Genomic DNA, 24,366 nt, shown 5'->3' with positions numbered 1-24,366 from the left:
ATGTGTCGGAAACGGACTACATCCTTTCGCCGCCGGCACCTCTACGATGCACGGTTGGCATCCACTGACATGAGACAAGCACCCAAGAGCATCGACATTCCGGAACAGGAGCGGGCGTCGACCGGCATTCCCGGCCTCGACGACATCCTGGGAGGCGGGCTTCCGGCGGATCACCTGTACCTCGTGGAAGGCACGCCCGGCTCCGGCAAGACGACGCTGGGGTTGCAGTTCCTGCGGCGCGGCGTGGAGGCCGGCGAGAAGGGGCTGTACATCACCTTGTCCGAAACAGCCGCCGAACTGCATACGGTGGCCGCGTCGCACGGCTGGTCGCTCGACGGCGTGGAGGTGTTCGAGCTGGTCACCGAGGAAGGGCTCAGCCCCGCTTCGGAGCAGTCGATCCTGCACCCGGCCGAGGTTGAGCTCGGCGAGACCACCCGCGGCGTCATGGCCGCCGTCGAGCGCCTCCAGCCTTCACGGGTGGTGTTCGACAGCCTGTCCGAGATGCGGCTGCTGGCGCAGAACCCGCTACGCTACCGGCGGCAGGTGCTGGCCCTGAAGGGCTTCTTCGCCAGTCGCGGCTGCACCGTGCTGCTGCTGGACGACCGCAGCGCCGAATACGACAACGTGCAACTGCACAGCATCGCCCATGGGGTGGTACAGCTGCAACAGGTGGTGGACCAGTACGGTCCCGAGCGGCGGCGCCTGCGCGTGGTGAAGATGCGCGGCATCCGCTTCCGCGGGGGTGACCACGATTTCAGCCTGGACACCGGGGGGCTGGCCGTGTACCCGCGCCTGGTCGCGGCCGAGCATCGCCGATCGATGGATACGTCCATGGTGAGTACCGGGACGCAGGCCCTCGACGCCCTGCTGGGCGGCGGGTTGGCGCGCGGCAGCAACACGCTGTTCAGCGGGCCCTCGGGCGTGGGCAAGACCACCACGGCGGTGGCCTGCGTGCGCGCCGCGCTGCAGCGCGGCGAGGTGGCGGCGTATTACCTGTTCGACGAGGGCCTGGCGACCTTGCTCGCCCGCTCGCAGGCGCTGGATCTCGGCGTGGAGGAGTACCTCGACAGCGGCCAGCTGGAGATGCTCACGCTCGATCCCGCCGAGGTCTCGCCGGGGGCCTTCGCGAACATGGTGCGGGGGGCGGTGGAGGAGCGCGGCGCGCGCATGGTGGTGATCGACAGCCTGAACGCCTACCTGCAGGCGATGTCGGGGGACAAGCACCTGCTGCTGCAGATGCACGAGCTGCTGGGATACCTGAACCGGCGCGGGGTCGTGACCATCATGATCCTGGGCCTGCACGGGGTCCTGGGGGACGTGCGCACCGACGTCGACCTGAGCTACCTGAGCGATGCGATCCTGCTGTTCCGGTTCTTCGAGGCACGCGGCAGCCTGCTGAAGGCGGTTTCGGTGGTCAAGAGCCGCACCAGCGCCCACGAAATGACGATCCGCGAGTTCGGACTCGGTACCGCGGGCATCCAGGTCGGCGAGGCACTGACCGATTTCGAAGGCGTGTTGAGCGGGGTCACGTCGTACAAGGGTCGCCTGCCGCTGCTGAGCGACCGCGAGGAGCCGGCCGCCTGATGGAATTGCGTGTCCTGATCCATGCGCCGCGCGGTCGCGACGCCACCGTCGTCCAGGGCGTGCTGGGCCAGGCGCACGTGGGCGTGGTGTGCGACGAGCCGGCCCAGCTGCTGCGCTGCATCAACGAAGGCGCGGCCGCGGCCATCGTCACCGAGGAGGCGCTCGCCGACGGGACCTTGATCCGCTCGCTCTCCGGCTGGCTCGCGGCGCAGCCTTCGTGGTCGGACTTCCCGTTCATCGTGCTCGCCACCAAGCAGGTGGCCGGGCGCTCCGCCGAGGCGATCCAGTCGCTGCACCGGCTGGGCAACGTGATCCTGCTGGAGCGGCCGCTCAATTCCGAAACGCTGCTGAGCGCGGCCGACGCCGCGGTGCGGGCGCGCAAACGCCAGTACGCGACCCGCCAGCACCTGGACGAACTCAGCCGCACCCGCACCGAAGTGGAGCGGCTCAACAGCCAGCTGGAGGCGCGCATCCTCGAGCGCACCCGGGAGCTCGCCAGTGCCAATGACCGGCTGATGAAGGAGATCGCCGAGCGCGAGCGGGCCCAGGCCGCGCTGACGCAGGTGCAGAAGATGGAGGCGATCGGCCGCCTGACCGGCGGCATCGCCCACGACTTCAACAACCTGCTGCACGTGGTCAACATGAACCTGGAACTCATTTCGCTGTACGCGAAGGAGGAAAAGGTCAAGCCGGTGGTCGACCGCGCCAAGAGCGCGGCCCGGCGCGGCGCCAAGCTGACCGGCCAGTTGCTGTCGTTCGCCCGCAGCCAGTCGCTGCTGCCCAAGTTGACGAGCGTGAACAAGCTGCTGCTCGGGATGAAGGACCTGCTGGAAATCTCGGCCGGTTCGGCGGTGGAGGTGAAACTGGACCTGTGCGAGGAGCAGGCGGCGGTGGTCGTCGACGCGAGCCAGCTCGAAATGGCTGTGCTCAACCTCGCCGTGAACTCGCGCGACGCGATGCCGGACGGCGGCACCCTCACGATCTCGACCTGCACCGACGAACGCAGCGAGGCCGAGGAACACCTGGAGCCCGGCCGCTACGTCGTCGTCCGCGTGACCGACACCGGCAGCGGGATCCCCACGCAGCTGCTGTCCAAGGTCTTCGATCCATTCTTCACGACCAAGCCGCTGGGCAGCGGCACCGGGCTGGGCCTGAGCCAGGTGTACGGATTCGCGCGGCAGTCCGGCGGCACCGCCTCCATCAAGAGCGAACTGGGCAAGGGGACCACCGTGGAACTGCATTTCCCGGCGGCGCCGGCCGACGCCCAGCCGACGCCCGAGCCCAGCCAGGCGCCCGAGATTCCGGCGCCGGCGGCGCCGCGGCGGATCCTGGTTGTCGAGGACGACGCCGACGTGCGCCGCGTGATCGTCGAGTGCCTGGGCCTGATCGGCTACGCGGTGACGGAGGCGCCGAACGGCACCGAGGGGCTGGCGGCGATCGCGAGCAGCAAGCCCGACCTGCTGGTGGTCGACTACGCCATGCCGGACATGACCGGCGCCGAAGTGATCTCCAAGGCCCGCGCCCTGGTCGGTGACCTGCCGGTGATCCTCGCAACCGGCTATGCCGACATGGCGGCCGTCGAACGGCTGGCCGGCAAGCCGGCGATCCTGCGCAAGCCGTTCGACATCAACTCGCTGGGAACGGCCGTCGCCAATGCGCTCGAGCGCGACGCCGAGCGCCAGCGCGTCGTGAGCGCCTGATCCCGCGATCCGCGCCGACGCTCAGGCAGCCGCTGCGCCATCCGCCGGCGGGTCCTCGCGCTCCTCCTCCGGAACCGGCGGCATGGCCATGCTGCCCAGTGCCAGCCCGAGCGCGAAGCAGGCATAGACGCCGAGCAAGGCGTCCGGCGAAAGCCGGTGCTCGAATCCGGGCGTGAACCGTCGCGGCGTCACCACGAGATCGACGAAGCAGGCGACCGCCGCGGCGGCGGCGGCCCCGGCCAGCGCCGGAGCGGGACGTTTCGCGCGAGCCCGGGTTCCCCATGCCCTGGCATGCAAGGTGGCCCACCAGACCGAAGCGGCGTGGTGGATCAGGTAGCCCGCCAGGGTGTGGCGCGCGCTGGCACCGTCCGCGGTGAGTGCCGGCCGGTCCCAGACCCAGTGGCTGATGGCATTCACGGGCGCGGCCGGCGCCCGGTTCTGGCGCGCGCCGGCGAGCACGAGCACCACGGTCGACAGGACGCTGGCGACTGCGCCCGAGATGGCGCCCTCGCGCAGCGCTTGCTTCCAGGTGCTCATGGATCCCACTCTACGCGGCTGAGCGGCGATGCGTGGCTCAGGCTCTCAAGGCGTAACAGCACCGGCCCGGCCGCCCGCCTCGGAAGCTAGACTGGCCACCACCATGCAGGAAGGCACACCGTGCGTGTTCTCGTGACCGGCGCCACCGGCTTCATCGGCCGGTCCCTGGTCGCCGCGTTGCTGCGCGCCGGACATGCCGTGGTTTGCGCTTCTCGCCATGCCCGTCCCGCGACCGGCGAGCCGCGCTGCGAGCCGCTCTCGGTCGACTTCGCGGCGGTTCCCGGTGCCGACTGGTGGCTGCCGCACCTGGCCGGCGTCGATGCCGTGGTGAACGCGGTCGGCATCCTGCGCGAGCAGGACGGGCAGACCTTCCAGGCCTTGCATGCGCAGGCGCCGATTGCGCTGTTCGAAGCTTGTGACCGCGCGGGCGTGCCGTTCGTCGTGCAGATTTCCGCGCTGGGCGCCGACGCCGGCGCACAGAGCCGCTACCACCTCACCAAGCGGGCCGCGGACGACGCATTGCGGCAGTTGCCGCTGCGCTCGGCGATCGTGCAGCCGTCGCTGGTCTACGGCGGCGGCGGGGCCAGCGCGAGCATGTTCAACGGCATGGCCGCGCTGCCGGCGCTGGCGCTGCCGCGCGGCGGCGCGATGCAGGTACAGCCGGTGCACGTAGCCGACGTGGTGGCCGGCGTGCTGGCAGCCCTGCAGTCGCCACCGCCACGCAGCGAAACCGTCGCGTTCGTGGGTCCCGAGCCGATGACGCTGCGCGACTTCCTCGCGCAGCTGCGGCGACAGCTCGGGTTTCGCAGCGGGCTGCGCGTGTTGCCCCTGCCCGAGCGCCTGTTTCGCTGGGGCGCCAGCGTGGCCGGCCGGGTGCCGGGCAGCTTCCTCGACAGGGAAACGGCGGGCATGTTGCTGCGCGGGAATACCTCCCCGGCGGCGCCGTTCGCGGAACTGCTCGGCCGTTCACCCCGACCAGTCAGCGCTTTCGTCGAGCCGGACCGCGCCGATGCGCTGCGGCACGAGGCCGTGCTGGGCACGTGGCTGCCGGCGCTGCGCTGGTCGGTGGCCTTGCTCTGGATCTGGACCGGCATCGTTTCGCTGGGCCTGTATCCGGTCGCCGACAGCCTGGCGCTGCTGGCGCGCGTCGGGCTCGAAGGGCCGCTGGCCAGGCTCGCCCTGTACGGTGCGGCGGCGCTCGACCTCGCCCTGGGCCTCGCCACGCTGCTGGTGCCGGCGGGGCGGCGCGGCCCCGTGTGGGCGGCGCAGCTCCTGCTGATCCTGGGCTACACGGCGCTGATCACGCTGTTCCTGCCCGAGTACTGGCTGCATCCCTATGGGCCGATCAGCAAGAACCTGCCACTGCTGGCGGCGATCGCGCTGCTGTGGGCCATGGAGCCGCGACTGGCCCTGCCGGGGACGCGCTGAATGGAATACCTCATCGCCAAGTGGCTGCACGTGCTGTCGTCGACCATGCTGTTCGGCACCGGGATCGGCTCTGCCTTCTACCTCCTGCTTGCGACCATGAGCCGCGACTCGCTGAAGGTCGCGACCGTCAGCCGCTATGTCGTCGTCACCGACTGGGTGTTCACCGCAACCACGGCCGTGTTCCAGCCCTTGAGCGGCTTCTGGATGCTGTCCCTGGCCGGCCTGTCCTGGTCGACGCCGTGGATCGCCTGGTCGCTGGCGCTGTACGTCCTGGCGCTGGCATGCTGGTTGCCGGTGGTCTGGATCCAGCTGCGGCTGCGCGACATCGCCGCCCAGGCCGCGTCGGCCAATTCGCGCTTGCCGCCGGCGTACTGGCGGTTCTTCGGCTGGTGGGCGGGGCTGGGCGTGGTCGCCTTCGTCGCGTTCCTCGCGATCTTCTGGCTGATGGTCGCCAGGCAGCTGCCGTTCGCCGGCTGAAGAAGAAAGGAACCATTGAACTCGGAGATCTTCGACTGCCTCGTGATCGGCGGCGGCGCCGCGGGGCTCACCGCCGCCGTCTACCTCGGACGCTACCGGCGCCGCTCGGTGCTGATCGACGACGGCGGCAGCCGCGTGGTCCGGATTCCGAAGACGCGCAACGTCCTGGGCTTTCCGGACGGCATCGCCGGGCCGGAGCTGCTGGAGCGCATGCGGGTGCACGCCGGCCGCTACGGCACGGTGCTGGAGATGGGCCGGGTCGAGGGCCTGCGGCGCCACGAGGACGGCGGCTTCGAAGCCGTGGCCGGGTCGCGCACGGTGCGCGCCCGGCGCGTGCTGCTCGCCACCGGCGCGCGCGACGTCGAGCCCGACATCCCGGGGCTGGCGCCGGCGCTCCAGGCCGGGGTGGTGCGCTACTGCCCGGTCTGCGACGGCTATGAAACCCAAGGCCAGCGGGTCGCGGTGCTGGGGCGGGCGAAGCACGGCGTGCGCGAGTCGGTGTTCGTTGCCGGGTTCGACAACGAGGTGACCTGGCTCGCCATGGAGTCTCGGCAGCACGTCGCCGCCGCCGAGCTTGCCCGGCTGCAGGCGGCCGGCGTGCGGATCGAGGACCGCGCCCCGCGCGAGATCCGCTGCGGCACGAGCAAGGTCATGGTGGAACTCGCGGACGGCGAGTCGCTGGAGTTCGACGTGCTGTATCCGGCGCTGGGCCTGGTGCATGCATGCGGACTCGCGACGGGCATGGGCGCGCAGTGCCGTGCGGACGGGCAACTCGAAGTGTCCGACCATTACGAGACGACCGTGCCGGGCCTCTACGCCGCGGGTGACGTGGCGGTGGACCTGAACCAGATCAACGTCGCCGCCGGCCAGGCCGCCATCGCCGCCACCGCGATCCACAACAGCCTGTGACGGCGCCGGCCTGGTCTACCATCGCCTGGTCCGTCGACCCAGGAAATCCCAAGTGAAGATCAAGTCCGTAGAACCTTTCGTGCTGCATGTGCCGGTCACCGGCTCGCAGATCGCCGACAGCACCCACAGCATCACCCACTGGGGCGTGGTCGGGGCCCGCATCGAGACCGAAGACGGCCTGGCCGGCTACGGCTTCACCGGCACCCACGCCGAGCTGGCGGGCGACCACCTCATCACGCGCTGCATCGCGACCTGCCTCGCGCCGCTGCTGGTGGGCGAGGACGCGTCCGACGTCCAGCGGCTGTGGCTGAAGATCGCGCGCAACCCGGCGCTGCAGTGGATCGGCCGCGCCGGCATCACGACCCTGGCGCACGCGGCCGTCGACGTGGCGCTGTGGGACCTCAAGGCCAAGCAGGCCGGCGTGCCGCTGTGGAAGCTGCTCGGCGGCCAGGTGCGGGATCGCGTCCGTGCCTACAACACCGACATCGGCTGGCTCAGCATCGCCGACGACAAGCTGGTGCAAGGTGCGCAGCGGGCGGTGGGCCAGGGCTTCACCGGCATCAAGATCAAGGTGGGCTCCACCGTCGAGCGCGACCTGCGGCGCCTGGAGGCGGTCCGCCGCGCGATCGGCCCGGACGTCACGCTGGCCGTCGACGGCAACGGCAAGTGGGACCTGGCGACCTGCCTGCGTTTCTGCCGCGGCGCCGAGCCCTTCGACGTGTACTGGTTCGAGGAGCCCCTGTGGCACGACGACGTCAAGGGCCATGCGCAGCTGGCGCGTGCCACGCGGATCCCGGTGGCGCTGGGCGAGCAGCTGTACACGCAGGACGCCTTCTCCGAGTTCTTCCACCAGGAAGCCGTGCACTGGGTCCAGCCCGACTCCACCCGCATGGGCGGCGTCAGCGAGGTGATGCGCGTGTGCGAGACGGCGCACGCCTACAGGCTGCCGGTGGCCCTGCATGCCGGCGACATGAGCCAGGTCCACGTGCACCTGAGCTACGCGCATCCGGCCTGCCAGGTGCTCGAGTACATCCCCTGGATCAAGGACTGCTTCACCGAACCGGCGGAGGTGGTGGACGGCAGCTTCCGGCTGCCGCAGCAGCCGGGCGCGGGGACGACGCCCACCCAGGACGCGTGGGAGCGCTTCAGCCGTCCGGTCGCCTGACGCGATGGCAGACCCGGGATTCGACCCGGTTCGGCAGGCCGCTTCGTGGCGCCAGCGGCTGGCACGGGTGATCTGGGAGTCGGACACGCCGGCGGGGCGGCTGTTCGACAAGATCCTGGTGGCAGCCATCGTCGTCAGCGTCGTGGTCGTGATCGCCGACAGCGTGGCCGGCTGGCACGTCGAGTATCGGCGCTTCTTCGTCGGCGTCGAGTGGTTCTTCACCCTGCTGTTCACGGTGGAATACCTGGCCCGGCTCGCCACCGTGGAAAACCGCTGGCGCTACGCGCGCAGCTTCTTCGGCATCGTGGACCTGCTGGCGGTGATGCCGACCTGGCTCGCGCTGTTCTTCCCCGAACTGCACGCACTGATCGACGTGCGGATCCTGCGGCTGCTGCGCATCTTCCGGATCTTCAAGCTCACGGCCTACATCAGCGAGTACCAGTACATGGGCAGCGCGCTCCTGGCCAGCCGCCGCAAGATTCTCGTGTTCCTGGTCGCCGTGCTCATGATCGACCTGGTCGTCGGGACCGTCATGTACGTCGTCGAGGGACCGGCCAACGGCTTCGTCGACATCCCGACGTCGGTGTACTGGGCGATCACCACCATGACCACCGTCGGCTTCGGCGACATCACGCCGAAAACCGATCTCGGCCGGTTCATCGCATCCTTCATGATGCTGGTGGGCTGGGGCACCCTGGCGGTGCCAACCGGCATCGTCACGGCGGAGATGACCGTGCGCCGCCACGTCCGGCCGCCGCTCGGCGCGCGCCAGTGCGCCGGGTGCGGGGCCGCCGGCTACGGGCCGGAGGCGAGGTTCTGCCAGCAGTGCGGCAGCGCGCTGCCCGACGTGGTGCCCGGCGTCCATTCGATTCCGGCCGACGTGAGCCGCTGATTTACTCGATGGCCGCGCCGCGCTCCGTCAGCAGTTCGCGCAGCACCGAGCGGTGGCAGCGATTCTCGTCCTCGCAATAGCAGCCCATCGAGAACGAAGCCTGGTGCGAAAGCGCCGCCAGCGCGTCCAGCAGGTGGCTGGCCTCGGGTTGCTTCATCTCCGCGTGGAACTTGCGCTTGAACGCCGCCCACGACTTGTCGTCGGTGGCGGCCTGCCCCTGCGCCATCAGCGGCGCGCTGGGAGACAGATTGGGCAGCCAGCTGTCGTAGAAGTCGCGGCTGGCGAATTCCGACTTCGGCACGCCCCGCGGCGGCCGGCGCACGGTCCCGAGGCGCACGCCTTCGCCGGGCGCGCGCGGCATGCCGAGCCGCACGATGCGAATCCCCATGGTGTTCTCCTGTAGCGGCGGGAATTCTGGCACCGTCCGGCACCCGCCACAATGCCGCGCGTTCAGGATTCCGTACGGCGCCACGGCCGGCGTGCCAGGACCAGGAAGCACAGCGCCAGCCAGGCCGCCCCTTCGCCGATCGCCGCCAGCACGTCGCTCAGGTAGTGCACGCCCAGGTACACGCGCGACAACGCCGTCAGCAGCACCATGGCGGCCGCCAGCGTCGCGCCCGCGATGCGCGTCCCCGCGTCGGCGCGATGGGCAAACAACCAGACCAGCATGAAACCCCACCACAGCGTGGCGCCCGCGGTGTGACCGCTTGGAAAACTGTAGCTGGCGATGGCCGCGGCCTCGTCGAAGGCCGGGCGCGCGCGCTGGAAGGCGTGCTTCACGGCGTAGTTGAGCAGCATGCCGCCCGGTACGCAAAGCACCAGCGCCGCGGCCCACGCACGCTGGTGCCGCCACCACAGTGCCAGCGCGGCTGCAGCCGACATCGCCAGCAGCGGCCAGGTGCCGTGGAGGGCGCTGACCGCGGCCATCAGCGCCGTGAACGCCGCGCCGGCATTGCGGTACAGCCAGCGGCTGACGCCGGCATCGGCGGCCGTCACCGGCCCTTGCAGCAGCAGGTCGGCGGCAAGGGCGGCGAAAGCGCCGCAACCCAGCACCAGCAACGCCAGGGCCGCGCGCGCGTGCAGGACCGGCGGACTCACCGGAGCACCGTGGACGGGCATGCGGGCGATGATACGGGCCGCGCCGCACGCGCCGGCGGTGCAAAATGCGACGCTGCAGCGCACCAGGAGAAGCCATGTTCGCAACTTCGATCGCGGGCAGCCTGCCCAAGCCGGGCTGGCTCGCGGAGACCAACAAGCTGTGGCCGCAGTGGCGGCTCGAGGGCGAGCCCTTGCGCCAGGCCAAGGCCGACGCGACGCTGCTGTGGATCAAGCTGCAGGAGGACGCCGGGCTGGCGATCGTCACCGACGGCGAGCAGTCGCGGCAGCACTTCGTGCACGGCTTCCTGGAGCAGGTCGAGGGCATCGACTTCGAGCACAAGGTGAAGATGGGCATCCGCAACAACCGCTACGAGGCGCTGGTGCCGCAGGTGGTGGGGCCATTGCGCCTGAAGGGGCGGGTGCACGGGTTCGAGGCGCGGCTGGCGCGCGCCCACACGACGCGGCAGCTGAAGTTCACGTTGCCGGGCCCGATGACGATCGTGGACACCGTGGCCGATGCGCATTACGGGGACCGCGTGAAGATGGCCTTCGCCTTCGCGGAACTGCTCAATCAGGAGGCGCTGGCGCTGCAAGCGGACGGCGTCGACATCATCCAGTTCGACGAGCCGGCTTTCAACGTGTACATGAAGGAGGCGGCCGACTGGGGCGTGCAGGCACTGGAGCGCGCGGCGCAGGGCCTGACGTGCACCACGGCTGTCCACATCTGCTATGGCTACGGGATCAAGGCCAACATCGACTGGAAGCACGGCCTGGGGGAAGAGTGGCGGCAGTACGAGCAGGTCTTCCCGGCGCTGGCGGCCAGTTCGATCGCGCAGGTGAGCCTGGAGTGCTTCCATTCGCATGTGCCGCCGCAGCTGATGCGGCTGCTCGAAGGCAAGGACGTGCTGGTGGGGGTGATCGACGTCGCCAGCGACGACATCGAGACGCCGGAACAGGTGGCCGAAACGATAGGCACCGCGCTCCAGTTCGTGCCCAGGCACCGCCTGTTCCCCTGCACCAACTGCGGACTGGCGCCGATGGACCGCGAGGTGGCGCTGAGGAAACTCGAGGCGCTGGCGCGCGGGGCAGCGCTGGCGCGGCGGAAGTTCGGCTGATGGCGGCGCTGAACGCCGCCGGGCTGCAGCGGCTGCGCTCGGTGCTGCAGTCGCACGTGGACCGCGGCCGCATTCCTGGCGCCATCGCCGTGGTCGCCCTGGGCGGGCACGTGGAGTGCTTCGAGGCCGTCGGCTCGCTCGACGCGCGGGCCGGCACGCCGATGCCGGCGGACGCGATCTTCCGGATCTACTCGATGACCAAGCCGCTGGTGTCGCTGGCGGCGCTGATGCTGGCCGAAGAAGGGCGGCTGCAGCTGACCGATCCGGTTGCCGATTTCCTGCCTGAGTTCGGGAGTCAGCAGGTGGCCGTCGAGGAGGGCGGCGGGGTGCGCCTGGTGCCGGCGTGCCGCCACGCCTCGGTACACGACCTGTTGCGCCACACGGCGGGCTTCACCTACGAGTTCCTCGGCGAGTCCGCGTTGCAGCGGCAATACCGCGACGCGCGCCTTGCCGATCGTTCGCGCAGCAACGCCGGGTTCTGCAAGGTGTTGGCGGCGCTGCCGCTCGCGCATCATCCGGGCGCCTGCTGGGAATACAGCCGCGCCACCGACGTCCTCGGCGCGGTGCTGGAGGTGGTGACGGGCCAGTCGCTCGCGACGCTGCTGCGCGAGCGCCTGTTCGAGCCCCTCGGCATGAAGGACACGGCCTTTGCCGTGCCGCGCACGCAATGGCATCGCATCGCGGAGCCGCTGGACCGCGATCCCGACACGGGCGAGGCCGTCACGTTGCTTGACGTGCGCAAGGTGCCCGCGTTCGAATCCGGCGGTGGCGGCCTGGTCTCGACGGCGGACGACTACCTGCGCTTCCTGCGTCTCCTGCGCAACCAGGGCCGCTTCGAAGGGACGCGGCTCGTGTCGCGCAAGACCATCGAATGGATGACCGCGGACCACCTCGGCCCGATTCCGGTACGCCATGACCTGCTGCCGCCGGGGCACGGCTTCGGGCTCGGCGTGGCCGTCCGTACCGCCGCCGGCCTGGCGCCCCAGCCGGGGTCCGTGGGGCAGTACTTCTGGAGCGGAATAGGCGGCACGTACTTCCTGGTCGACCCCGCCGAAGACCTGTTCGCGCTCCTGCTCCTGCAGGCGCCGAACCAGCGGATCCATTACCGCAACCTGTTCCGCCACCTCGTCTACGCTGCCGTCGACTGACAGCGAACCAGCCCGGCGTCAGTCGCGTCCTACGCGAAGCTCAGCAATTTTCCCTTACGAACGTCACGTGCGCCTACGGGCGCGCGCGGGAATCTTTCGCTAAAACCTCCGGGGAGGAAGACCCCGCATGCAGCGACACGCCCGCGCCATCGCCGATGAAGAGTCCTCGCCACCGGGCGAGCCGCAGCGTCGCGAGCTGGTGGTGACGGTGCTGGCGGTCGGTGCGGTGGCCATTGCAGCCGTTCTCGCGGCGGCCACGCATGCCACCCAGGTTGGCGCGGATGCGAGGGGGGTGGGCCAGGCGCCCGCGCTGGCGCCGGTGTGTGCGGAGTGCGGCGTGGTCGAGGCTGCCGTTCCCATGGGACCGTCGGCTGCGGAGTCCGGCCCGGCGTGGCGGATGCGCATCCGCATGGACGACGGGAGCACGCGCACCGTGGAGCAGCGCGGGCCCCTGCCCGCCGGTTCGCGCGTCATGGTGGCAGGCGGTTCCGTCCGCGTCCTGTCGAGCCGGCCGGGGCGGGGGTAGCGCGGCCATGGCGGCGACGCACCAGATGCTCGGCGGCCTGCTGCTGTCGGCGGCCGGCGCCGCCGACGCGCAGCCGCACGCTTACGTCAACGCGACGGCGGGGGGTCCGCTGCGGGCGGGTGTCTACGGCCGGATCGAGGTGCGCAATGCGCCGCCGCCGCCGCTGCTGTCCCCGCGTCCGGTCGTCGCCTCGAGGGCGCTCGGGCCGTCGCGGCTCGAGCCGGTGTACCTCTACGTCCCCGCGGGCCAGGTGCGCCGGTGGAGCCGCTATTGCGACCGCTACGACGCCTGCGAACGTCCGGTCTATTTCGTCCGCGTGGACAACGCGCCGTTCAAGCTCGGAAGCTGGAAGCAGCGCAGCAAGGCTGCCGCAGGGGCCGCGGGCCCGGCGGCCGGCGCCGACTCGCCGTTCTGACGGGCCAGGCGCGTTGCAGCAACAGCCCGAAGCCTCCCGTCACCGCCTGGCCCTGCAGTTCCGCCAGGTTCGTGCCGAAACCCGCGCCCGCACCGGCGGGCTGTCGGCGGAGGACCAGTGCGTCCAGTCGATGCCCGAGGCGAGCCCGGGCAAGTGGCACCTGGCGCATACCACCTGGTTCTTCGAGGCGGTCGTGCTGGCGCCGCATGCGCCCGGCTACGAAGCCTTCGACGGGCGCTTCTTCCATCTCTTCAACTCCTATTACGAGGCGCTGGGATCGCGCCATCCGCGGCCGCAGCGCGGCCTCCTGACGCGTCCCGGCGTGGAGGAGGTGCATCGCTATCGCGAACACGTGGAGGTGGCGCTGCAGCGCTTCATCGAGCGCGCCGACGCCGACACCTGGGCGGCCGCGGCGCCCCTGGTCGAGCTGGGGCTGCACCACGAGCAGCAGCACCAGGAACTGATCTGGACCGACATCCTGCATGCGTTCTGGTGCAATCCGATGCTGCCCGCGTACCGGTCCGACCCGGCGTCGGCTGCGGCTGCGCCGGCGCCGCAGCGCTGGCTGCAGCGCCCGGGCGGCATCGTCGAGGTGGGCCACGGCGCCGCCAGCTTTGCCTTCGACAACGAAACGCCGCGCCATCGTGCGCTGCTCGCGGACCACCGCATCGCCGACCGGCTCGTCACCTGCGGTGAGTACTTGCAATTCGTGCAGGACGGCGGTTATCGTCAGCCCTCGCTGTGGCTGTCGGACGGCTGGGCCGCCGTCCAGGCCGGTGGCTGGCAAGCGCCGTTGTACTGGATGGCTCCGGGCGATCCGCGCGCGCCGGCCGCACAATGGCAGGTGTTCGGACTGCACGCGGTGCGGCCGCTCGAGCCGGCGGCGCCGGTGAGCCAGTTGAGCTTCTACGAAGCAGCGGCGTACGCGCAATGGGCCGGCGCGCGGCTGCCGACGGAATTCGAATGGGAGGCGGCGCATGGCGCGCCGGGGATCAGCCAGATGACAGATCACGTGTGGCAGTGGACCCGCTCGTCGTACGACCCGTACCCGGGCTTTCGCCCGCTCGCGGGCGCTGTGGGCGAATACAACGGCAAGTTCATGGTGGGGCAGGTCGTGCTGCGCGGCGGCAGCGTCGCCACGCCGGACGGGCACACGCGTGCCACCTACCGCAACTTCTTTCCGGCCGCGGCGCGCTGGCAGTTCTCCGGCTTGCGGCTGGCGCGAGACGGGGTGAATTGATGCACCGCCCCACGACGGCGGCAGCGGCGGCGCTGCCTGACGATCCGGCGACGGCGACGGCCGGCCACGCCTGCGCCTTCGCCCGCGACCTGGCGGCGGCCCTGGCCGAGCGGCCGCACAGCATCTCGCCCAAGTACTTCTACGACGAGCGCGGCTCGCAGCTGTTCGACCGCATCTGCGAACTGCCGGAGTACTACCCGACGCGCACCGAAGTGTCGATCCTCACCGCCCATGCGCGCGAGATCGCGGCCTGCATGGGGCCGCGCGCGGAGATCGTGGAGTTCGGCGCGGGATCGCTGCGCAAGGTGCGGCTGCTGCTCGATGCGCTGGACCGGCCGGCACGCTACCTGCCGATCGACATCTCGGGCGAGCATCTCGCCGGCGCGGCCGGCGTCCTGCAGCGCGACTACCCCGGGCTGGCCGTGCAGCCGGTAGTGGCCGACTACACGCAGCGCCTGCTGCTGCCGGCGCCGCTGCCGGGCGCGGGGCGGCGCGTGGGCTTTTTCCCGGGATCGACGATCGGCAATTTCACGCCGGACGAGGCGGTGCAATTCCTCGCCGTGGCCGCCCGGGTGCTGCGCGGGGGCGCCCTGCTGCTGGGTGTCGACCTGGTGAAGGACCCGGCCATCCTGCACGCGGCCTACAACGATGCGCAGGGCGTCACCGCCGAATTCAATCTGAACCTGCTGGCGCGCGCCAACCGCGAACTCGGGGCCACGTTCGCGCTGGACCAGTTCTTCCACAGCGCCTTCTACAACGCGCCGCGGCAACGCATCGAGATGCATCTCGTCAGCCGCTGCCGGCAGCGGGTGGCGCTGGGCGGCCGCGCCTGGGAACTGGAAGAAGGCGAGTCGCTGCACACCGAGTATTCGCACAAGTTCACGGTGGCCGGCCTGCGGGACCTCGCCAGCCGCGCCGGATTCCGGCCGGGCCCGGTGTGGACCGATGCGAAGCGGCTGTTCAGCGTGCACTGGCTGCAGGCGCCGCAGGAAGGAGACGACGCATGAAGGCAACCTGGAACGGCGCGGTGATCGCGCGCAGCGACGACACCGTCGTCGTGGAAGGCAACCACTATTTCCCGGCCGCTTCGCTCGACCGGCAGTACGTGACGTTCAGCAACCACCGCACCACCTGCCCATGGAAGGGCCAGGCGCATTACTACTCGCTGCTGGTCGACGGCGAGCTGAACCCGGATGCGGCCTGGTACTACCCGGACCCGAAACCGGACGCCGAAATGGTGAAGGACCGCGTCGCGTTCTGGAAAGGCGTGCAGATCGAGCCCTGAAGCGGCGGCTCAACCCCGCACGTCGGCCACCGGGTTGTCCCCGAAATCGGCCCGCGCAAGAAACGCCAGCACCCGCTGCGCGGCCTCCTGCGGCGAGGTGAGGGCGCCCTTTTCCTTCAGCCCCACGAAGGTGCCGATGTCCGGGAACTCCTTCGCGTCGGCGCCGCGCATCTGCACCTGCATGTCGGTGTCGATCACGCCCGGCGCGAGCGAACAGACCTTCGCGCCGTTGCGCTGGCCGGCTTCCTCGAGCGCGACGCTGCGCGTGAAGTTGTCCATGCCCGCCTTGGCGGCGCAATAGGCGGCCTGCGAGGCCATCGCGCGCCGCCCCAGGCCCGAGGAGATGTTGAGCACCTTGCGCGGCACGGCCCAGCCCTGCGTGGCGCGCAGGAACGCGGAGGTGAGCAGCATCGGCGCCTCCAGCCCCACGCGCAGCGCATTCGTGAGCTCCAGCGCCGGGACCGCCGCGATCGGCGCGATGCGCGGCAGCACGCCGGCGTTGTTGATCAGCGTCACGGATGCGAGCGAAGCGACGTCGGTCGATGCGAGCCACACTTCCAGCCGGGTCGCCGCGGCCTGCGGCTGTCCCAGGTCGAGCGCCCACTGCTCGCACCGCCGTCCGGCGCGGGTCGCGCGCTGGCCCAGTTCGTCGTTGTGGCGGCGTGCGATGCACAACAGGTCGTGCCCTGCATCGAGCAGCTGTTCGGCCATGGCCAGGCCCATGCCGCGCGAAGCGCCCGTGATGATGGTGAGGTGGTGCGTCATCCGCGCATGGTAGCGCGCGCCCGCATCACGCCGCGATGACGATGGGGAATGCCGCGCGCAGGCCGTCTCTCGTGCGCTCGAATGGCACCGTCAGCGCGCGCCGCTGCTCCGCGTCCAGCCGGCGCCAGAGGAAGTCGCGCTCGTTGCGCGGGTCGCCAGCGACATAGAGCTGGGTGGTCAGCAGATCGCGCTGGCCGAGCCGCACCTTGACGTGGATATGCGGCGTGCGCCCGGAGTACGGCGCGGGCCGGATCGTGCGGAAGCGATAGCGGCCGTCGGCGGCGACGCCGACCCGCCCGAAGCCCTGGAACGCCGAGTCGGCGCGGCCGCCGTCGCCCGGATGGTGGTAGTGGCCGGCCTCGTCGCATTGCCAGATCTCGACCTGCGCGCCGGCCAGCGGCCGCCCTTGCAGGTCGGTGACGCTGCCTTCCAGCCACGCGGGCTGGCCCTGGCCATAGGCGAGGTCGCCATTGCGCAGCAGGTCGAAGTCCGTGTCTCTCGGCAAGGTCACGGGATAGAACGGCCCCTCCGTCTGGGCGGGCGTGGGGCGGCGCGCGGGTGCCGGCTGGGCGCGCAGGCCGGTCCACGCGAACGGCGCCGCGATCAGGACGGCGGTGACATGGCGGCGGTGGAACAGTTTCGGCGGCATCGGTCTTTCCTCGCGAACCCGGATGGTGCCGCAAGGCGCGACACCGCGCTCAGAAGGGGACGGGACTGCACCAGCGCAGCCGTTCGCCGGTGGCCGGATGCACGAGCTCGAGCACGCTGGCGTGCAGCAGCAGCCGCGGCGCGCGCTCGCGCACTGCGGGCGGGGCGTAGAGCGCGTCGCCGAGGATCGGGTGCCCCAGCGCCAGCAGGTGCACGCGCAGCTGGTGCGAGCGACCCGTGACGGGTTCCAGTTCGACCCGGGTTGCGTCGCGTGCAGCGTCGTAGCCCAGGATGCGCCAGCGGGTCTGGCTCGGTCGGCCATGGACCGGATCGACGACCTGCAGCGGACGGTTGGGCCAGTCGGCCGCAAGAGGCAGGTCGACGCAGCCCCAGCCGTCATCGTCCACCGACGCGGGCGCGCCGATGCGGCCTGCCGCCAGCGCGAGGTAGCGCTTGCCGACGCGCCGCTGCTCGAACGCGCGGCTGAGCGCGCGCTGCACCGCCGGCCCGCGCGCCATCAGCAGCAGCCCCGAGGTGGCCATGTCGAGCCGGTGCACGACCAGCGCGTCCGGATGGTCGCGGCGCACCCGCGCCAGTGCGCAGTCCTGCTTGTCGGGGCCGCGGCCGGGGACGCTGAGCAGGCCGGCCGGCTTGTCCACGACGAGGAGGTGCCGGTCGCCGTAGACCAGCGGCAGCGCGTCAATCCGATAATCCATGCATGAGTACGTTGTCAGCCCTGCCATTTTCCCTGCAGACGATCGGGCTGCTGGTCGCCTCCAACGTGTTCATGACGATGGCCTGGTACGGCCACCTGAAGAATCTCGCGACGGCGCCCTGGTACCTGGCCGCGCTGGTGAGCTGGGGCATCGCCCTGGCCGAATACCTGCTGCAGGTGCCGGCGAACCGGATCGGCTTCCGCGAGGCCGGGTTCTCGGTCGGGCAGCTCAAGATCATGCAGGAAGTGATCACGCTGTCGGTGTTCGTGCCGTTCGCCGTGCTGTACCTGAAGGAGCCGCTCAAGCTCGACTACCTGTGGGCCGCACTGTGCATGGTCGGCGCCGTGTATTTCATATTCCGCAACGGGTGACCGGAGGCGGCAGGTACACTCGCCGCAACCCGGATCACGACTCGGAGGAGCCAGATGTTCTTCGGCAAGCTGCTGCCGCGCGAAGGTAATTTCTTCGAGCTGTTCAACCACCACGCGGACCGCATCGTCGAAGCGGCCCGCGCCTTTTCCCAGCTGGTGGCCAATTACAACGACCCGCACCTGCGCGAGCAGTACAACCGGGACGTTGACAACGCGGAGCGGGCGGCGGACCGGGTGACCCACGAGGTCAACAAGCTCATCCACAAGACCTTCATCACGCCGATCGACCGCGACCAGATCCACAAGCTGATCAACACCATGGACGACGTGGCGGACCTGATCCAGGATTCGGCCGAAACCATGGCGCTCTACGACGTGCGGCACATGACCGAGGAAATCACGCGCCTCACCGACCTCAGCGTGCGCTGCTGCGACCGCGTCAAGGAGGCGGTGGCCATGCTGGGCACGCTGTCCCAGGCGGCCTCGGTCGAGGCGGCGCTGAAGAGCTGCGAGGAGATCGACAAGATCGAGTCCGACGCCGACCGCGTCATGCGTTCGGCGATGAGCAAGCTGTTCCGGGAGGAACCGGACGTGCGCGAAGTCATCAAGCTCAAGGCCATCTACGAGCTGCTGGAGACCATCACCGACAAGTGCGAAGACGTTGCCAACGTGATCGAAGGCATCGTGATCGAGCATTCGTAAGGTCCGGAGCAAAGATGGAAAACGTGCAAGCCGCCCTCTGGCTGGTGATCCTGCTGGTGGCGCTGGCGCTCGCGTTCGATTTCATGAACGGCTTCCACGACGCGGCGAATTCGATCGCCACCGTCGTCTCCACCGGCGTCCTGAAACCGACCACGGCGGTGCTGTTCGCCGCCTTCTTCAACCTGGTCGCCATCTTCATCTTCCACCTCAGCGTGGCAGCCACCGTCGGCAAGGGGATCGTCCAGCCGGGCGTGGTGGATACGCACGTGGTGTTCGGCGCCCTGATCGGGGCGATCACCTGGAACGTCCTGACGTGGTACTACGGCATTCCCAGCAGTTCCTCGCACGCGCTGATCGGGGGCATCGTCGGCGCCGTGCTCGCGAAGTCGGGCGCCGGTTCGCTGATCGGCGCCGGCATCTGGAAGACGGTGCTGTTCATCTTCGTTTCGCCCTTCCTCGGCTTCCTGTTCGGGTCGCTGATGATGGTGCTGGTCTCGCGGGTGTTCCGGCGCGCGGCGCCGTCGCGCATCGACCGGTGGTTTCGCCGCATGCAGCTCGTCTCGGCCGGCGCCTACAGCCTGGGCCACGGCGGCAACGACGCGCAGAAGACGATCGGCATCATCTGGATGCTGCTGATCGCCACCGGCTACCACTCGGCCGGCGAAGCGATGCCGCCCATGTGGGTGGTCGTCACCTGTTACCTGGCGATTGCCCTGGGCACCATGTTCGGCGGCTGGCGCATCGTCAAGACCATGGGCCAGAAGATCACCAAGCTGCGGCCGGTGGGCGGTTTCTGCGCCGAGACCGGCGGGGCGATCACGCTGTTCCTGGCGACGGCCCTCGGGATTCCGGTCTCGACGACCCACACCATCACCGGGGCGATCGTCGGGGTCGGCTCGACCCAGCGGGCCAGCGCGGTGCGTTGGGGCGTGGCCGGCAACATCGTCTGGGCCTGGATCTTCACGATCCCGGCCAGCGCGTTCGTCGCCGCCATCGCCTACTGGCTGAGCCTGCAGCTTTACTGATCAGGCCGCGAGCCGTGGTGGTGCCGGGTGCAGCCGCGCCATGCACAAGGCGTCCACGTAGCGGCCGTCCTTCAGCGCATAGCCACGCATCCGTCCTTCCTCGACGAACCCCATGGCGCGGTACAAGGCGATGGCGCGCTCGTTGTCGGCATGCACCGTCAGTTCCACGCGCAGCACGCCGGTCCAGTTGTCGGCCCAGTCCAGCAGGCGCGCGATGAGCCGCCGGCCGAGGCCGCGGCCCTGCCACTCCCGGGCAATGCCTATGCCCAGCATCCGCGCGTGACTGCGGCGCAGCGACAGGCCCGCCGGATGCAGGCCGGCGGCGCCGACGATGGCGCCACCGGCCACGGCGACCAGCTTGCAGCTGTGCGTGTCCACCTTCTGGAGCAATTCCAGCCGCGACGCGACGGGCATGTCCGGCAGTTGCAGCGTGCCTTCGAAGCTGCCGGGCCGGCCCAACAAAGCCGAAACGGCGGCCGCATCCTCGGGTTCCTGGGCGCGGATCGTGACGGGGTCGGCCTCGTGAGCCTGGTCCATGGCGCTCTCCTGGTGTGGATGGTTGGACGCTCAATCTACACAAGCTCTGCGGTTGGCGCCAATGCGCTGACGGCATCGGTCGATGCGCGAAGGCCGCTACTGCGAGATCGCGCGGCCTTCCTCGACCTGGTATTCGAAATAGTGCTGGAAGCTGAACGCGATCGTGGCCATCAGGATTCCCGTGCCGACCATCAGCGCGGCGGCCACGGCCAGGATGGTGAACCAGTTGGTGCCGCCGGCCGGGGCCTGCTCGTCCGCCCCGGCGTTGAAGCGGGCGTTCCACTTCTCACGGCTGCTCAGGCCGTAAACGATCGCCGTCAGCGCGCAACCGGCAATCGTGAATCCCAGCAGCGGCACGAGCATCCAGCTGAGCTGGTCGTCGACGCCCAGCCGCTGCACCCGCAGCACGCCGTACGCTCCCAGCAAGGTGGGCAGCGGCAGGATCCAGCCCGGCGCGTCGCGCCAGCCGTGCAGGTAGAAGCGGTGCAGGCCGAGCGGACCGCCGAGGAAGGCCAGCCAGGCGGCCAGCGTCTTGTTCTTCATGCGGGATCCCGCGGTGGCGAGCCGTCGCCGTCGCCGAGCGACTTCTCCATCAGGACGATGTCGAGCCAGCGCTCGAATTTCCAGCCGCATGACGTGATGACGCCGGCCGGGGTGAAGCCTGCCGCCCGATGAACGCCCACCGACGCCGTGTTGGCGGAATCGCCGATCACGGCGATCAGCTTGCGGATGCCGCGCTGCTGCGCCTGCGAGCACAGCTCGTCGAGCAACTGGCGCCCGAGGCCGCGCCCGGCGGCGTCGGGGTGCAGGTAGATCGAGTCCTCGGCCGAGAACCGGTAGGCCGGGCGCGGCTTGAACCACTGGCAATAGGCGAAGCCGGTCACGCGGCCGCCGTCCTCGGCCACCAGATAGGGCAGGCCCTTGCCCAGGACGTCGGCCCGCCGGGCCGCCATCTCCGCCTCGGCGGGCGCGCTGGTCTCGAACGTGCCCGTGCCGTGCAACACATGGTGGGCGTAGATGGCGGCGATGGCCGGAACGTCCTCGTCGCGGCTGGGGCGGATGATGGTCATGGCGCTGAAGGTTATAATCTCAGGTTCTTCAGCGTGTCGCTGGCCGGGTGGCCATGTCGCGTGTCTCAACGCTGGGAGAAAACCCCTCCACCCGAAGGATAAATCATGGTCGTCATTCGACTCTCCCGCGGCGGCGCCAAGGCGCGGCCGTTCTACAACATCGTGGTCGCCGACAAGCGCGTGCGCCGCGATGGCCGCTTCATCGAGCGCATCGGCTTCTACAACCCGATCGCCAAGGACAACGAGGAAAGCATCCGCATCGCCCAGGACCGCCTGACGTACTGGCGCGGCGTGGGCGCGCAGGCGTCCCCCACGGTCGAACGCCTGATCAAGCAGGCCGCCTCCAAGGCCGCCGCCGCTCCGGCTCCCGCCGCCGCCTGAGGTCGATGGCGACGCCCGGGCTCGAGCCCGCGGAACTGCCCGCGGACGCCGTCGAAGTCGGGCGCATCGCCGATGCCTGGGGCATCAAGGGCTGGTTCAAGGTCCTGCCCCACAGCGCTTCCCCGGAAGCGCTTTTTTCTTCCAGGCGCTGGTACCTGCTGCCCCCGGAGCGCGGGCCGAAGGCCTTCGCGGGTCCGGTCCTGCTGCGCATCCGCGAGGCGAAGGAGCATTCGGACAGCGTGGTCGCCTCGGCCCAGGAGGTCGACGATCGCACCGGCGCCGAAGCACTGAAGGGCGCGCGCGTCTTCGTGGCCCGGTCGAGCTTTCCCACGCCGGGCCAGGACGAGTACTACTGGGTCGACCTGATCGGCCTGGACGTCGTCAACCGCGAAGGCGTTGCGCTCGGCCAGGTCAAGGACCTGCTCTCCACCGGACCGCAGACGGTGCTGGTGATCGAATACCAGGCAGACGGCCAGCCGGCCGAGCGGATGATCCCGTTCGTGGCCGCCTACGTCGACACGGTCGACCTGGCCGCCAGGCGCATCATCGTGGACTGGCAGCCGGACTACTGAGCCGGGCCATCGCCATGCGCTTCGACGTCGTCACCCTCTTTCCGGAGCTGTTCGGACCCTTCCTCGAATGCGGCGTCACGCGCCGCGCGTACGAGTCGGGCCAGGTGCAGGTGCGGCTGTGGAATCCCCGCGATTTCGCCGCCGGCAATTACCGGCGCGTGGACGACCGGCCGTTCGGCGGCGGTCCCGGCATGGTGATGATGCCGGAGCCGCTGGCGCGCTGCCTCGAGGCGATCCGGGCGGACCGCGCGGAGCCCGCGCCGGTCGTGCTGTTTTCGCCGGTCGGCCGGAAGCTGGACCACGCGGGCGCGGAGCGCTGGTCCGCCGGCGAGGGCGCCATCCTGCTGTGCGGCCGCTACGAAGGCGTGGACCAGCGCTTCATCGACCGCCACGTCGACCTGCAGCTCAGCCTCGGCGATTTCGTGCTCTCCGGCGGTGAAATCGCCGCCATGGCACTGCTCGATGCCGTGGCCAGGCTCCAGCCGGGGGTGCTGGGCGACGAGGACAGCCACCAGTTCGACAGCTTCAATCCGGCCCTGGACGGGCTGCTGGATTGCCCGCACTACACGCGGCCCGAGGAGTGGGAGGGGCAGCGGGTGCCCGCGGAGCTGCTCTCCGGCCACCATGCCCGGATCGAGCGCTGGCGGCGCGAGCGCCGGCTGGAAGCCACGGCCCGCGAGCGGCCGGACCTGATCGCCGCCGCCCGTGCGGCGGGGCGCCTGACCGGGTCGGACGAGGCTTTCCTGGCGCAGCTGGGCTGACGCGCTATAATAGCGGGCTTTCCGATCCTCTGCCCGGCCGCGGCCCGCTTTCGAGCCTGAACGCCGCCCCTCGTGTAGCGCGGGCACGATCAATGCAAGGTAACCCATGAATCTGATCCAGACCCTCGAGCAGGAAGAGATTGCCCGCCTGGGCAAGAACATTCCCGAGTTCTCCCCCGGCGACACCGTCATCGTCAGCGTGAACGTGGTCGAAGGCACGCGCAAGCGCGTCCAGGCCTACGAAGGCGTGGTGATCGCCAAGCGCAACCGGGGCCTCAACAGCGGCTTCACGGTGCGCAAGATCTCCAGCGGCGAAGGCGTGGAGCGCACGTTCCAGACCTACAGCCCGCTGATCGCCGGCATCGAAGTCAAGCGCCGCGGCGACGTGCGCCGCGCCAAGCTGTACTACCTGCGCGAGCGCAGCGGCAAGTCGGCGCGCATCAAGGAAAAGCTGGCCCACCGCAACAAGCCTGCCGCCGAATAAGCAGCAGCGCTTCGGAACGGGCCGCCGCAGCCACGCGCTGAAGGCGGCCTTTTTCATTCCGGCCCGACATGTCGCCACCCATCAATCCGGCCCCCGCCCACCTGCCGCTGTCCAAGCTGCCGAACTTCGACCCGCGCGAAGTGCCGGTGCTCGGGGTGGACGCGCACCTGCCGCCCGTGAGCGCGCCGGCGCTGCAGCCGCAGGCGCTGCGGGCGCGTTTCCAGGCACCGCCCGACTGGCAGCCGGAACTGTCGACGGAGCGCCGCTTCGCCGACCGCGCGCCGGCCCTGGCCTCGGTCCTGGTGCCGATCGTGATGCGGGAGCGGCCGATGGTGCTGCTCACCGAGCGCACCACGCACCTGTCGACGCATTCGGGGCAGGTCGCCTTCCCCGGCGGCAAGCGCGACGACACCGACACCGACGAGGCGCACACCGCGTTGCGCGAGGCGCAGGAGGAGATCGGACTCGCCCCGGAACTGGTGGAGGTGGTGGGGCGGCTGCCCACTTATACGACGGGCAGCCAGTTCATCATCACGCCGGTGATCGGCCTGGTGGACCCGCGGCACCGGCTCACGCTGAACGCCTTCGAAGTCGCGGACGCCTTCGAGGTGCCGCTCGAGTTCCTGATGAACCCGGCGCACCATCGCCGGCATGCCATCGAGGTCGGGGGCGTGCGCCGCGAGTGGATCTCCATGCCGTACCGCGAGGGCGAGGTCGAGCGCTTCGTCTGGGGCGCCACGGCCGCCATGCTGCGCAATTTCTACCGCTTCCTGATCGCCTGAGCGCTGCCAGGGGGAGCCTTGCGGCTGCCCGTA

The 24,366-nt window shown here is 70.1% G+C and carries 31 protein-coding genes; 22 read left to right on the top strand and 9 right to left on the bottom strand.

Annotated features, from left to right (window positions below; translation table 11 throughout):
* Window positions 1-69 precede the first annotated feature (69 nt).
* Together RAMLITH_RS16775 and RAMLITH_RS16770 are read left to right on the top strand one after the other, a co-directional pair.
* Window positions 70-1,584 carry an ATPase domain-containing protein gene (locus RAMLITH_RS16775; protein WP_168108589.1) on the top strand — a complete coding sequence of 505 codons (1,515 nt, stop codon included), beginning with the start codon at window positions 70-72 and terminating at the stop codon, window positions 1,582-1,584.
* The gene (locus tag RAMLITH_RS16770) at window positions 1,584-3,284 is read left to right on the top strand and encodes an ATP-binding protein (protein ID WP_168108588.1); all 1,701 of its coding nucleotides are present in this window, start codon (window positions 1,584-1,586) and stop codon (window positions 3,282-3,284) included. Before RAMLITH_RS16775 ends, RAMLITH_RS16770 begins: the two co-directional genes overlap by 1 nt.
* Before the next feature lie 21 nt (window positions 3,285-3,305).
* Here the strand turns inward: RAMLITH_RS16770 and RAMLITH_RS16765 are convergent, their stop codons facing one another.
* Window positions 3,306-3,821 (bottom strand): hypothetical protein, encoded by a 516-nt coding sequence (locus tag RAMLITH_RS16765; protein ID WP_168108587.1) that lies wholly within the window; start codon window positions 3,819-3,821, stop codon window positions 3,306-3,308.
* Window positions 3,822-3,941: 120 nt separating this feature from the next.
* On the opposite strand from RAMLITH_RS16765, the gene RAMLITH_RS26200 reads away from it, so the two are divergent.
* From RAMLITH_RS26200 to RAMLITH_RS16740, 5 genes are read left to right on the top strand one after another with little or no spacing between them, the layout of a single operon-like run.
* Window positions 3,942-5,249, top strand: coding sequence for a DoxX-like family protein (locus RAMLITH_RS26200; RefSeq protein WP_168108586.1), 1,308 nt, complete (start codon window positions 3,942-3,944; stop codon window positions 5,247-5,249).
* Window positions 5,250-5,726, top strand: coding sequence for a DUF2269 family protein (locus RAMLITH_RS16755; RefSeq protein WP_168108585.1), 477 nt, complete (start codon window positions 5,250-5,252; stop codon window positions 5,724-5,726). It begins immediately after the preceding gene.
* Window positions 5,727-5,741: 15 nt separating this feature from the next.
* On the top strand, window positions 5,742-6,635 hold the full coding sequence (locus RAMLITH_RS16750) for an NAD(P)/FAD-dependent oxidoreductase (protein ID WP_168108584.1): 894 nt from the start codon (window positions 5,742-5,744) through the stop codon (window positions 6,633-6,635).
* Between the two features lie 52 nt (window positions 6,636-6,687).
* A complete protein-coding gene (locus RAMLITH_RS16745; RefSeq protein WP_168108583.1) occupies window positions 6,688-7,800 on the top strand; it encodes an enolase C-terminal domain-like protein in 1,113 nt (370 codons plus the stop codon).
* A 4-nt stretch (window positions 7,801-7,804) separates the two neighbouring features.
* Window positions 7,805-8,692: an ion transporter gene (locus tag RAMLITH_RS16740; RefSeq protein ID WP_168108582.1), complete on the top strand. Its 888-nt coding sequence runs from the start codon at window positions 7,805-7,807 to the stop codon at window positions 8,690-8,692.
* A 1-nt stretch (window position 8,693) separates the two neighbouring features.
* Here the strand turns inward: RAMLITH_RS16740 and RAMLITH_RS16735 are convergent, their stop codons facing one another.
* Window positions 8,694-9,080: a DUF488 domain-containing protein gene (locus tag RAMLITH_RS16735; RefSeq protein WP_168108581.1), complete on the bottom strand. Its 387-nt coding sequence runs from the start codon at window positions 9,078-9,080 to the stop codon at window positions 8,694-8,696.
* A 62-nt stretch (window positions 9,081-9,142) separates the two neighbouring features.
* The gene (locus tag RAMLITH_RS16730) at window positions 9,143-9,811 is read right to left on the bottom strand and encodes a phosphatase PAP2 family protein (RefSeq protein ID WP_168108580.1); all 669 of its coding nucleotides are present in this window, start codon (window positions 9,809-9,811) and stop codon (window positions 9,143-9,145) included.
* Between the two features lie 74 nt (window positions 9,812-9,885).
* Here RAMLITH_RS16730 and RAMLITH_RS16725 point away from each other — a divergent pair, with 74 nt between their 5' ends.
* The 7 genes from RAMLITH_RS16725 (at window position 9,886) to RAMLITH_RS16700 (ending at window position 15,519) form a co-directional block, all read left to right on the top strand.
* Window positions 9,886-10,905: a methionine synthase gene (locus RAMLITH_RS16725; protein WP_168108579.1), complete on the top strand. Its 1,020-nt coding sequence runs from the start codon at window positions 9,886-9,888 to the stop codon at window positions 10,903-10,905.
* Entirely contained in the window at window positions 10,905-12,053 is a 1,149-nt protein-coding gene (locus RAMLITH_RS16720; RefSeq protein ID WP_168108578.1) for a serine hydrolase domain-containing protein, read from the top strand. Before RAMLITH_RS16725 ends, RAMLITH_RS16720 begins: the two co-directional genes overlap by 1 nt.
* A 127-nt stretch (window positions 12,054-12,180) precedes the next feature.
* The gene (locus RAMLITH_RS16715; RefSeq protein WP_168108577.1) at window positions 12,181-12,579 is read left to right on the top strand and encodes a hypothetical protein; all 399 of its coding nucleotides are present in this window, start codon (window positions 12,181-12,183) and stop codon (window positions 12,577-12,579) included.
* Window positions 12,580-12,586: 7 nt separating this feature from the next.
* Window positions 12,587-12,994: a hypothetical protein gene (locus RAMLITH_RS25810; protein ID WP_238344236.1), complete on the top strand. Its 408-nt coding sequence runs from the start codon at window positions 12,587-12,589 to the stop codon at window positions 12,992-12,994.
* 13 nt (window positions 12,995-13,007) lie between these two features.
* The gene (egtB, locus tag RAMLITH_RS16710) at window positions 13,008-14,234 is read left to right on the top strand and encodes an ergothioneine biosynthesis protein EgtB (protein WP_420376917.1); all 1,227 of its coding nucleotides are present in this window, start codon (window positions 13,008-13,010) and stop codon (window positions 14,232-14,234) included.
* Window positions 14,234-15,241, top strand: a complete 1,008-nt coding sequence (egtD, locus tag RAMLITH_RS16705; RefSeq protein ID WP_168108575.1) for an L-histidine N(alpha)-methyltransferase — start codon at window positions 14,234-14,236, stop codon at window positions 15,239-15,241. The genes egtB and egtD overlap by 1 nt, the downstream gene beginning before the upstream one ends.
* A complete protein-coding gene (locus tag RAMLITH_RS16700) occupies window positions 15,238-15,519 on the top strand; it encodes a DUF427 domain-containing protein (RefSeq protein WP_168108574.1) in 282 nt (93 codons plus the stop codon). The genes egtD and RAMLITH_RS16700 overlap by 4 nt, the downstream gene beginning before the upstream one ends.
* A 9-nt stretch (window positions 15,520-15,528) precedes the next feature.
* Here the strand turns inward: RAMLITH_RS16700 and RAMLITH_RS16695 are convergent, their stop codons facing one another.
* From RAMLITH_RS16695 to RAMLITH_RS16685, 3 genes are read right to left on the bottom strand one after another with little or no spacing between them, the layout of a single operon-like run.
* Entirely contained in the window at window positions 15,529-16,284 is a 756-nt protein-coding gene (locus tag RAMLITH_RS16695; RefSeq protein WP_168108573.1) for an SDR family NAD(P)-dependent oxidoreductase, read from the bottom strand.
* A 25-nt stretch (window positions 16,285-16,309) separates the two neighbouring features.
* Window positions 16,310-16,933 (bottom strand): dioxygenase family protein, encoded by a 624-nt coding sequence (locus RAMLITH_RS16690; protein ID WP_168108572.1) that lies wholly within the window; start codon window positions 16,931-16,933, stop codon window positions 16,310-16,312.
* Between the two features lie 49 nt (window positions 16,934-16,982).
* Window positions 16,983-17,648, bottom strand: coding sequence for a pseudouridine synthase (locus RAMLITH_RS16685; RefSeq protein WP_168108571.1), 666 nt, complete (start codon window positions 17,646-17,648; stop codon window positions 16,983-16,985).
* Window positions 17,649-17,650: 2 nt separating this feature from the next.
* Here RAMLITH_RS16685 and RAMLITH_RS16680 point away from each other — a divergent pair, with 2 nt between their 5' ends.
* The 3 genes from RAMLITH_RS16680 to RAMLITH_RS16670 are packed head-to-tail and all read left to right on the top strand — an operon-like array spanning window position 17,651 to window position 19,746.
* Window positions 17,651-18,019: a DMT family protein gene (locus RAMLITH_RS16680; protein WP_168108570.1), complete on the top strand. Its 369-nt coding sequence runs from the start codon at window positions 17,651-17,653 to the stop codon at window positions 18,017-18,019.
* 54 nt (window positions 18,020-18,073) lie between these two features.
* Complete coding sequence (locus RAMLITH_RS16675; protein ID WP_168108569.1) at window positions 18,074-18,721, top strand: DUF47 domain-containing protein; 648 nt, start codon at window positions 18,074-18,076, stop codon at window positions 18,719-18,721.
* 14 nt (window positions 18,722-18,735) lie between these two features.
* Entirely contained in the window at window positions 18,736-19,746 is a 1,011-nt protein-coding gene (locus RAMLITH_RS16670; RefSeq protein WP_168108568.1) for an inorganic phosphate transporter, read from the top strand.
* Here the strand turns inward: RAMLITH_RS16670 and RAMLITH_RS16665 are convergent, their stop codons facing one another.
* The 3 genes from RAMLITH_RS16665 to RAMLITH_RS16655 form a co-directional block, all read right to left on the bottom strand.
* Window positions 19,747-20,283 carry a GNAT family N-acetyltransferase gene (locus RAMLITH_RS16665; RefSeq protein ID WP_168108567.1) on the bottom strand — a complete coding sequence of 179 codons (537 nt, stop codon included), beginning with the start codon at window positions 20,281-20,283 and terminating at the stop codon, window positions 19,747-19,749.
* Between the two features lie 96 nt (window positions 20,284-20,379).
* On the bottom strand, window positions 20,380-20,826 hold the full coding sequence (locus tag RAMLITH_RS16660; protein ID WP_168108566.1) for an NINE protein: 447 nt from the start codon (window positions 20,824-20,826) through the stop codon (window positions 20,380-20,382).
* A complete protein-coding gene (locus tag RAMLITH_RS16655; protein ID WP_168108565.1) occupies window positions 20,823-21,353 on the bottom strand; it encodes a GNAT family N-acetyltransferase in 531 nt (176 codons plus the stop codon). Before RAMLITH_RS16655 ends, RAMLITH_RS16660 begins: the two co-directional genes overlap by 4 nt.
* Window positions 21,354-21,458: 105 nt before the next feature.
* On the opposite strand from RAMLITH_RS16655, the gene rpsP reads away from it, so the two are divergent.
* The 5 genes from rpsP to RAMLITH_RS16630 all read left to right on the top strand — a co-directional run bounded on the left by rpsP (window position 21,459) and on the right by RAMLITH_RS16630 (window position 24,333).
* On the top strand, window positions 21,459-21,734 hold the full coding sequence (gene rpsP, locus RAMLITH_RS16650; protein WP_168108564.1) for a 30S ribosomal protein S16: 276 nt from the start codon (window positions 21,459-21,461) through the stop codon (window positions 21,732-21,734).
* 5 nt (window positions 21,735-21,739) lie between these two features.
* A complete protein-coding gene (gene rimM, locus RAMLITH_RS16645) occupies window positions 21,740-22,306 on the top strand; it encodes a ribosome maturation factor RimM (protein WP_168108563.1) in 567 nt (188 codons plus the stop codon).
* Window positions 22,307-22,320: 14 nt separating this feature from the next.
* Entirely contained in the window at window positions 22,321-23,067 is a 747-nt protein-coding gene (gene trmD / locus RAMLITH_RS16640; RefSeq protein ID WP_168108562.1) for a tRNA (guanosine(37)-N1)-methyltransferase TrmD, read from the top strand.
* Window positions 23,068-23,173: 106 nt separating this feature from the next.
* Window positions 23,174-23,551, top strand: a complete 378-nt coding sequence (rplS, locus tag RAMLITH_RS16635; protein WP_168108561.1) for a 50S ribosomal protein L19 — start codon at window positions 23,174-23,176, stop codon at window positions 23,549-23,551.
* A 68-nt stretch (window positions 23,552-23,619) separates the two neighbouring features.
* A complete protein-coding gene (locus tag RAMLITH_RS16630) occupies window positions 23,620-24,333 on the top strand; it encodes a CoA pyrophosphatase (RefSeq protein WP_168108560.1) in 714 nt (237 codons plus the stop codon).
* The last annotated feature ends 33 nt before the right edge of the window (window positions 24,334-24,366 follow it).

Origin of the sequence: Ramlibacter lithotrophicus (genome assembly GCF_012184415.1) — a bacterium.
GTDB classification, from domain to species: Bacteria; Pseudomonadota; Gammaproteobacteria; order Burkholderiales; family Burkholderiaceae_C; genus Ramlibacter; species Ramlibacter lithotrophicus.
Note: the sequence above shows the minus strand (reverse complement) of the source record. Positions and strands in the feature narration are given on the sequence as shown.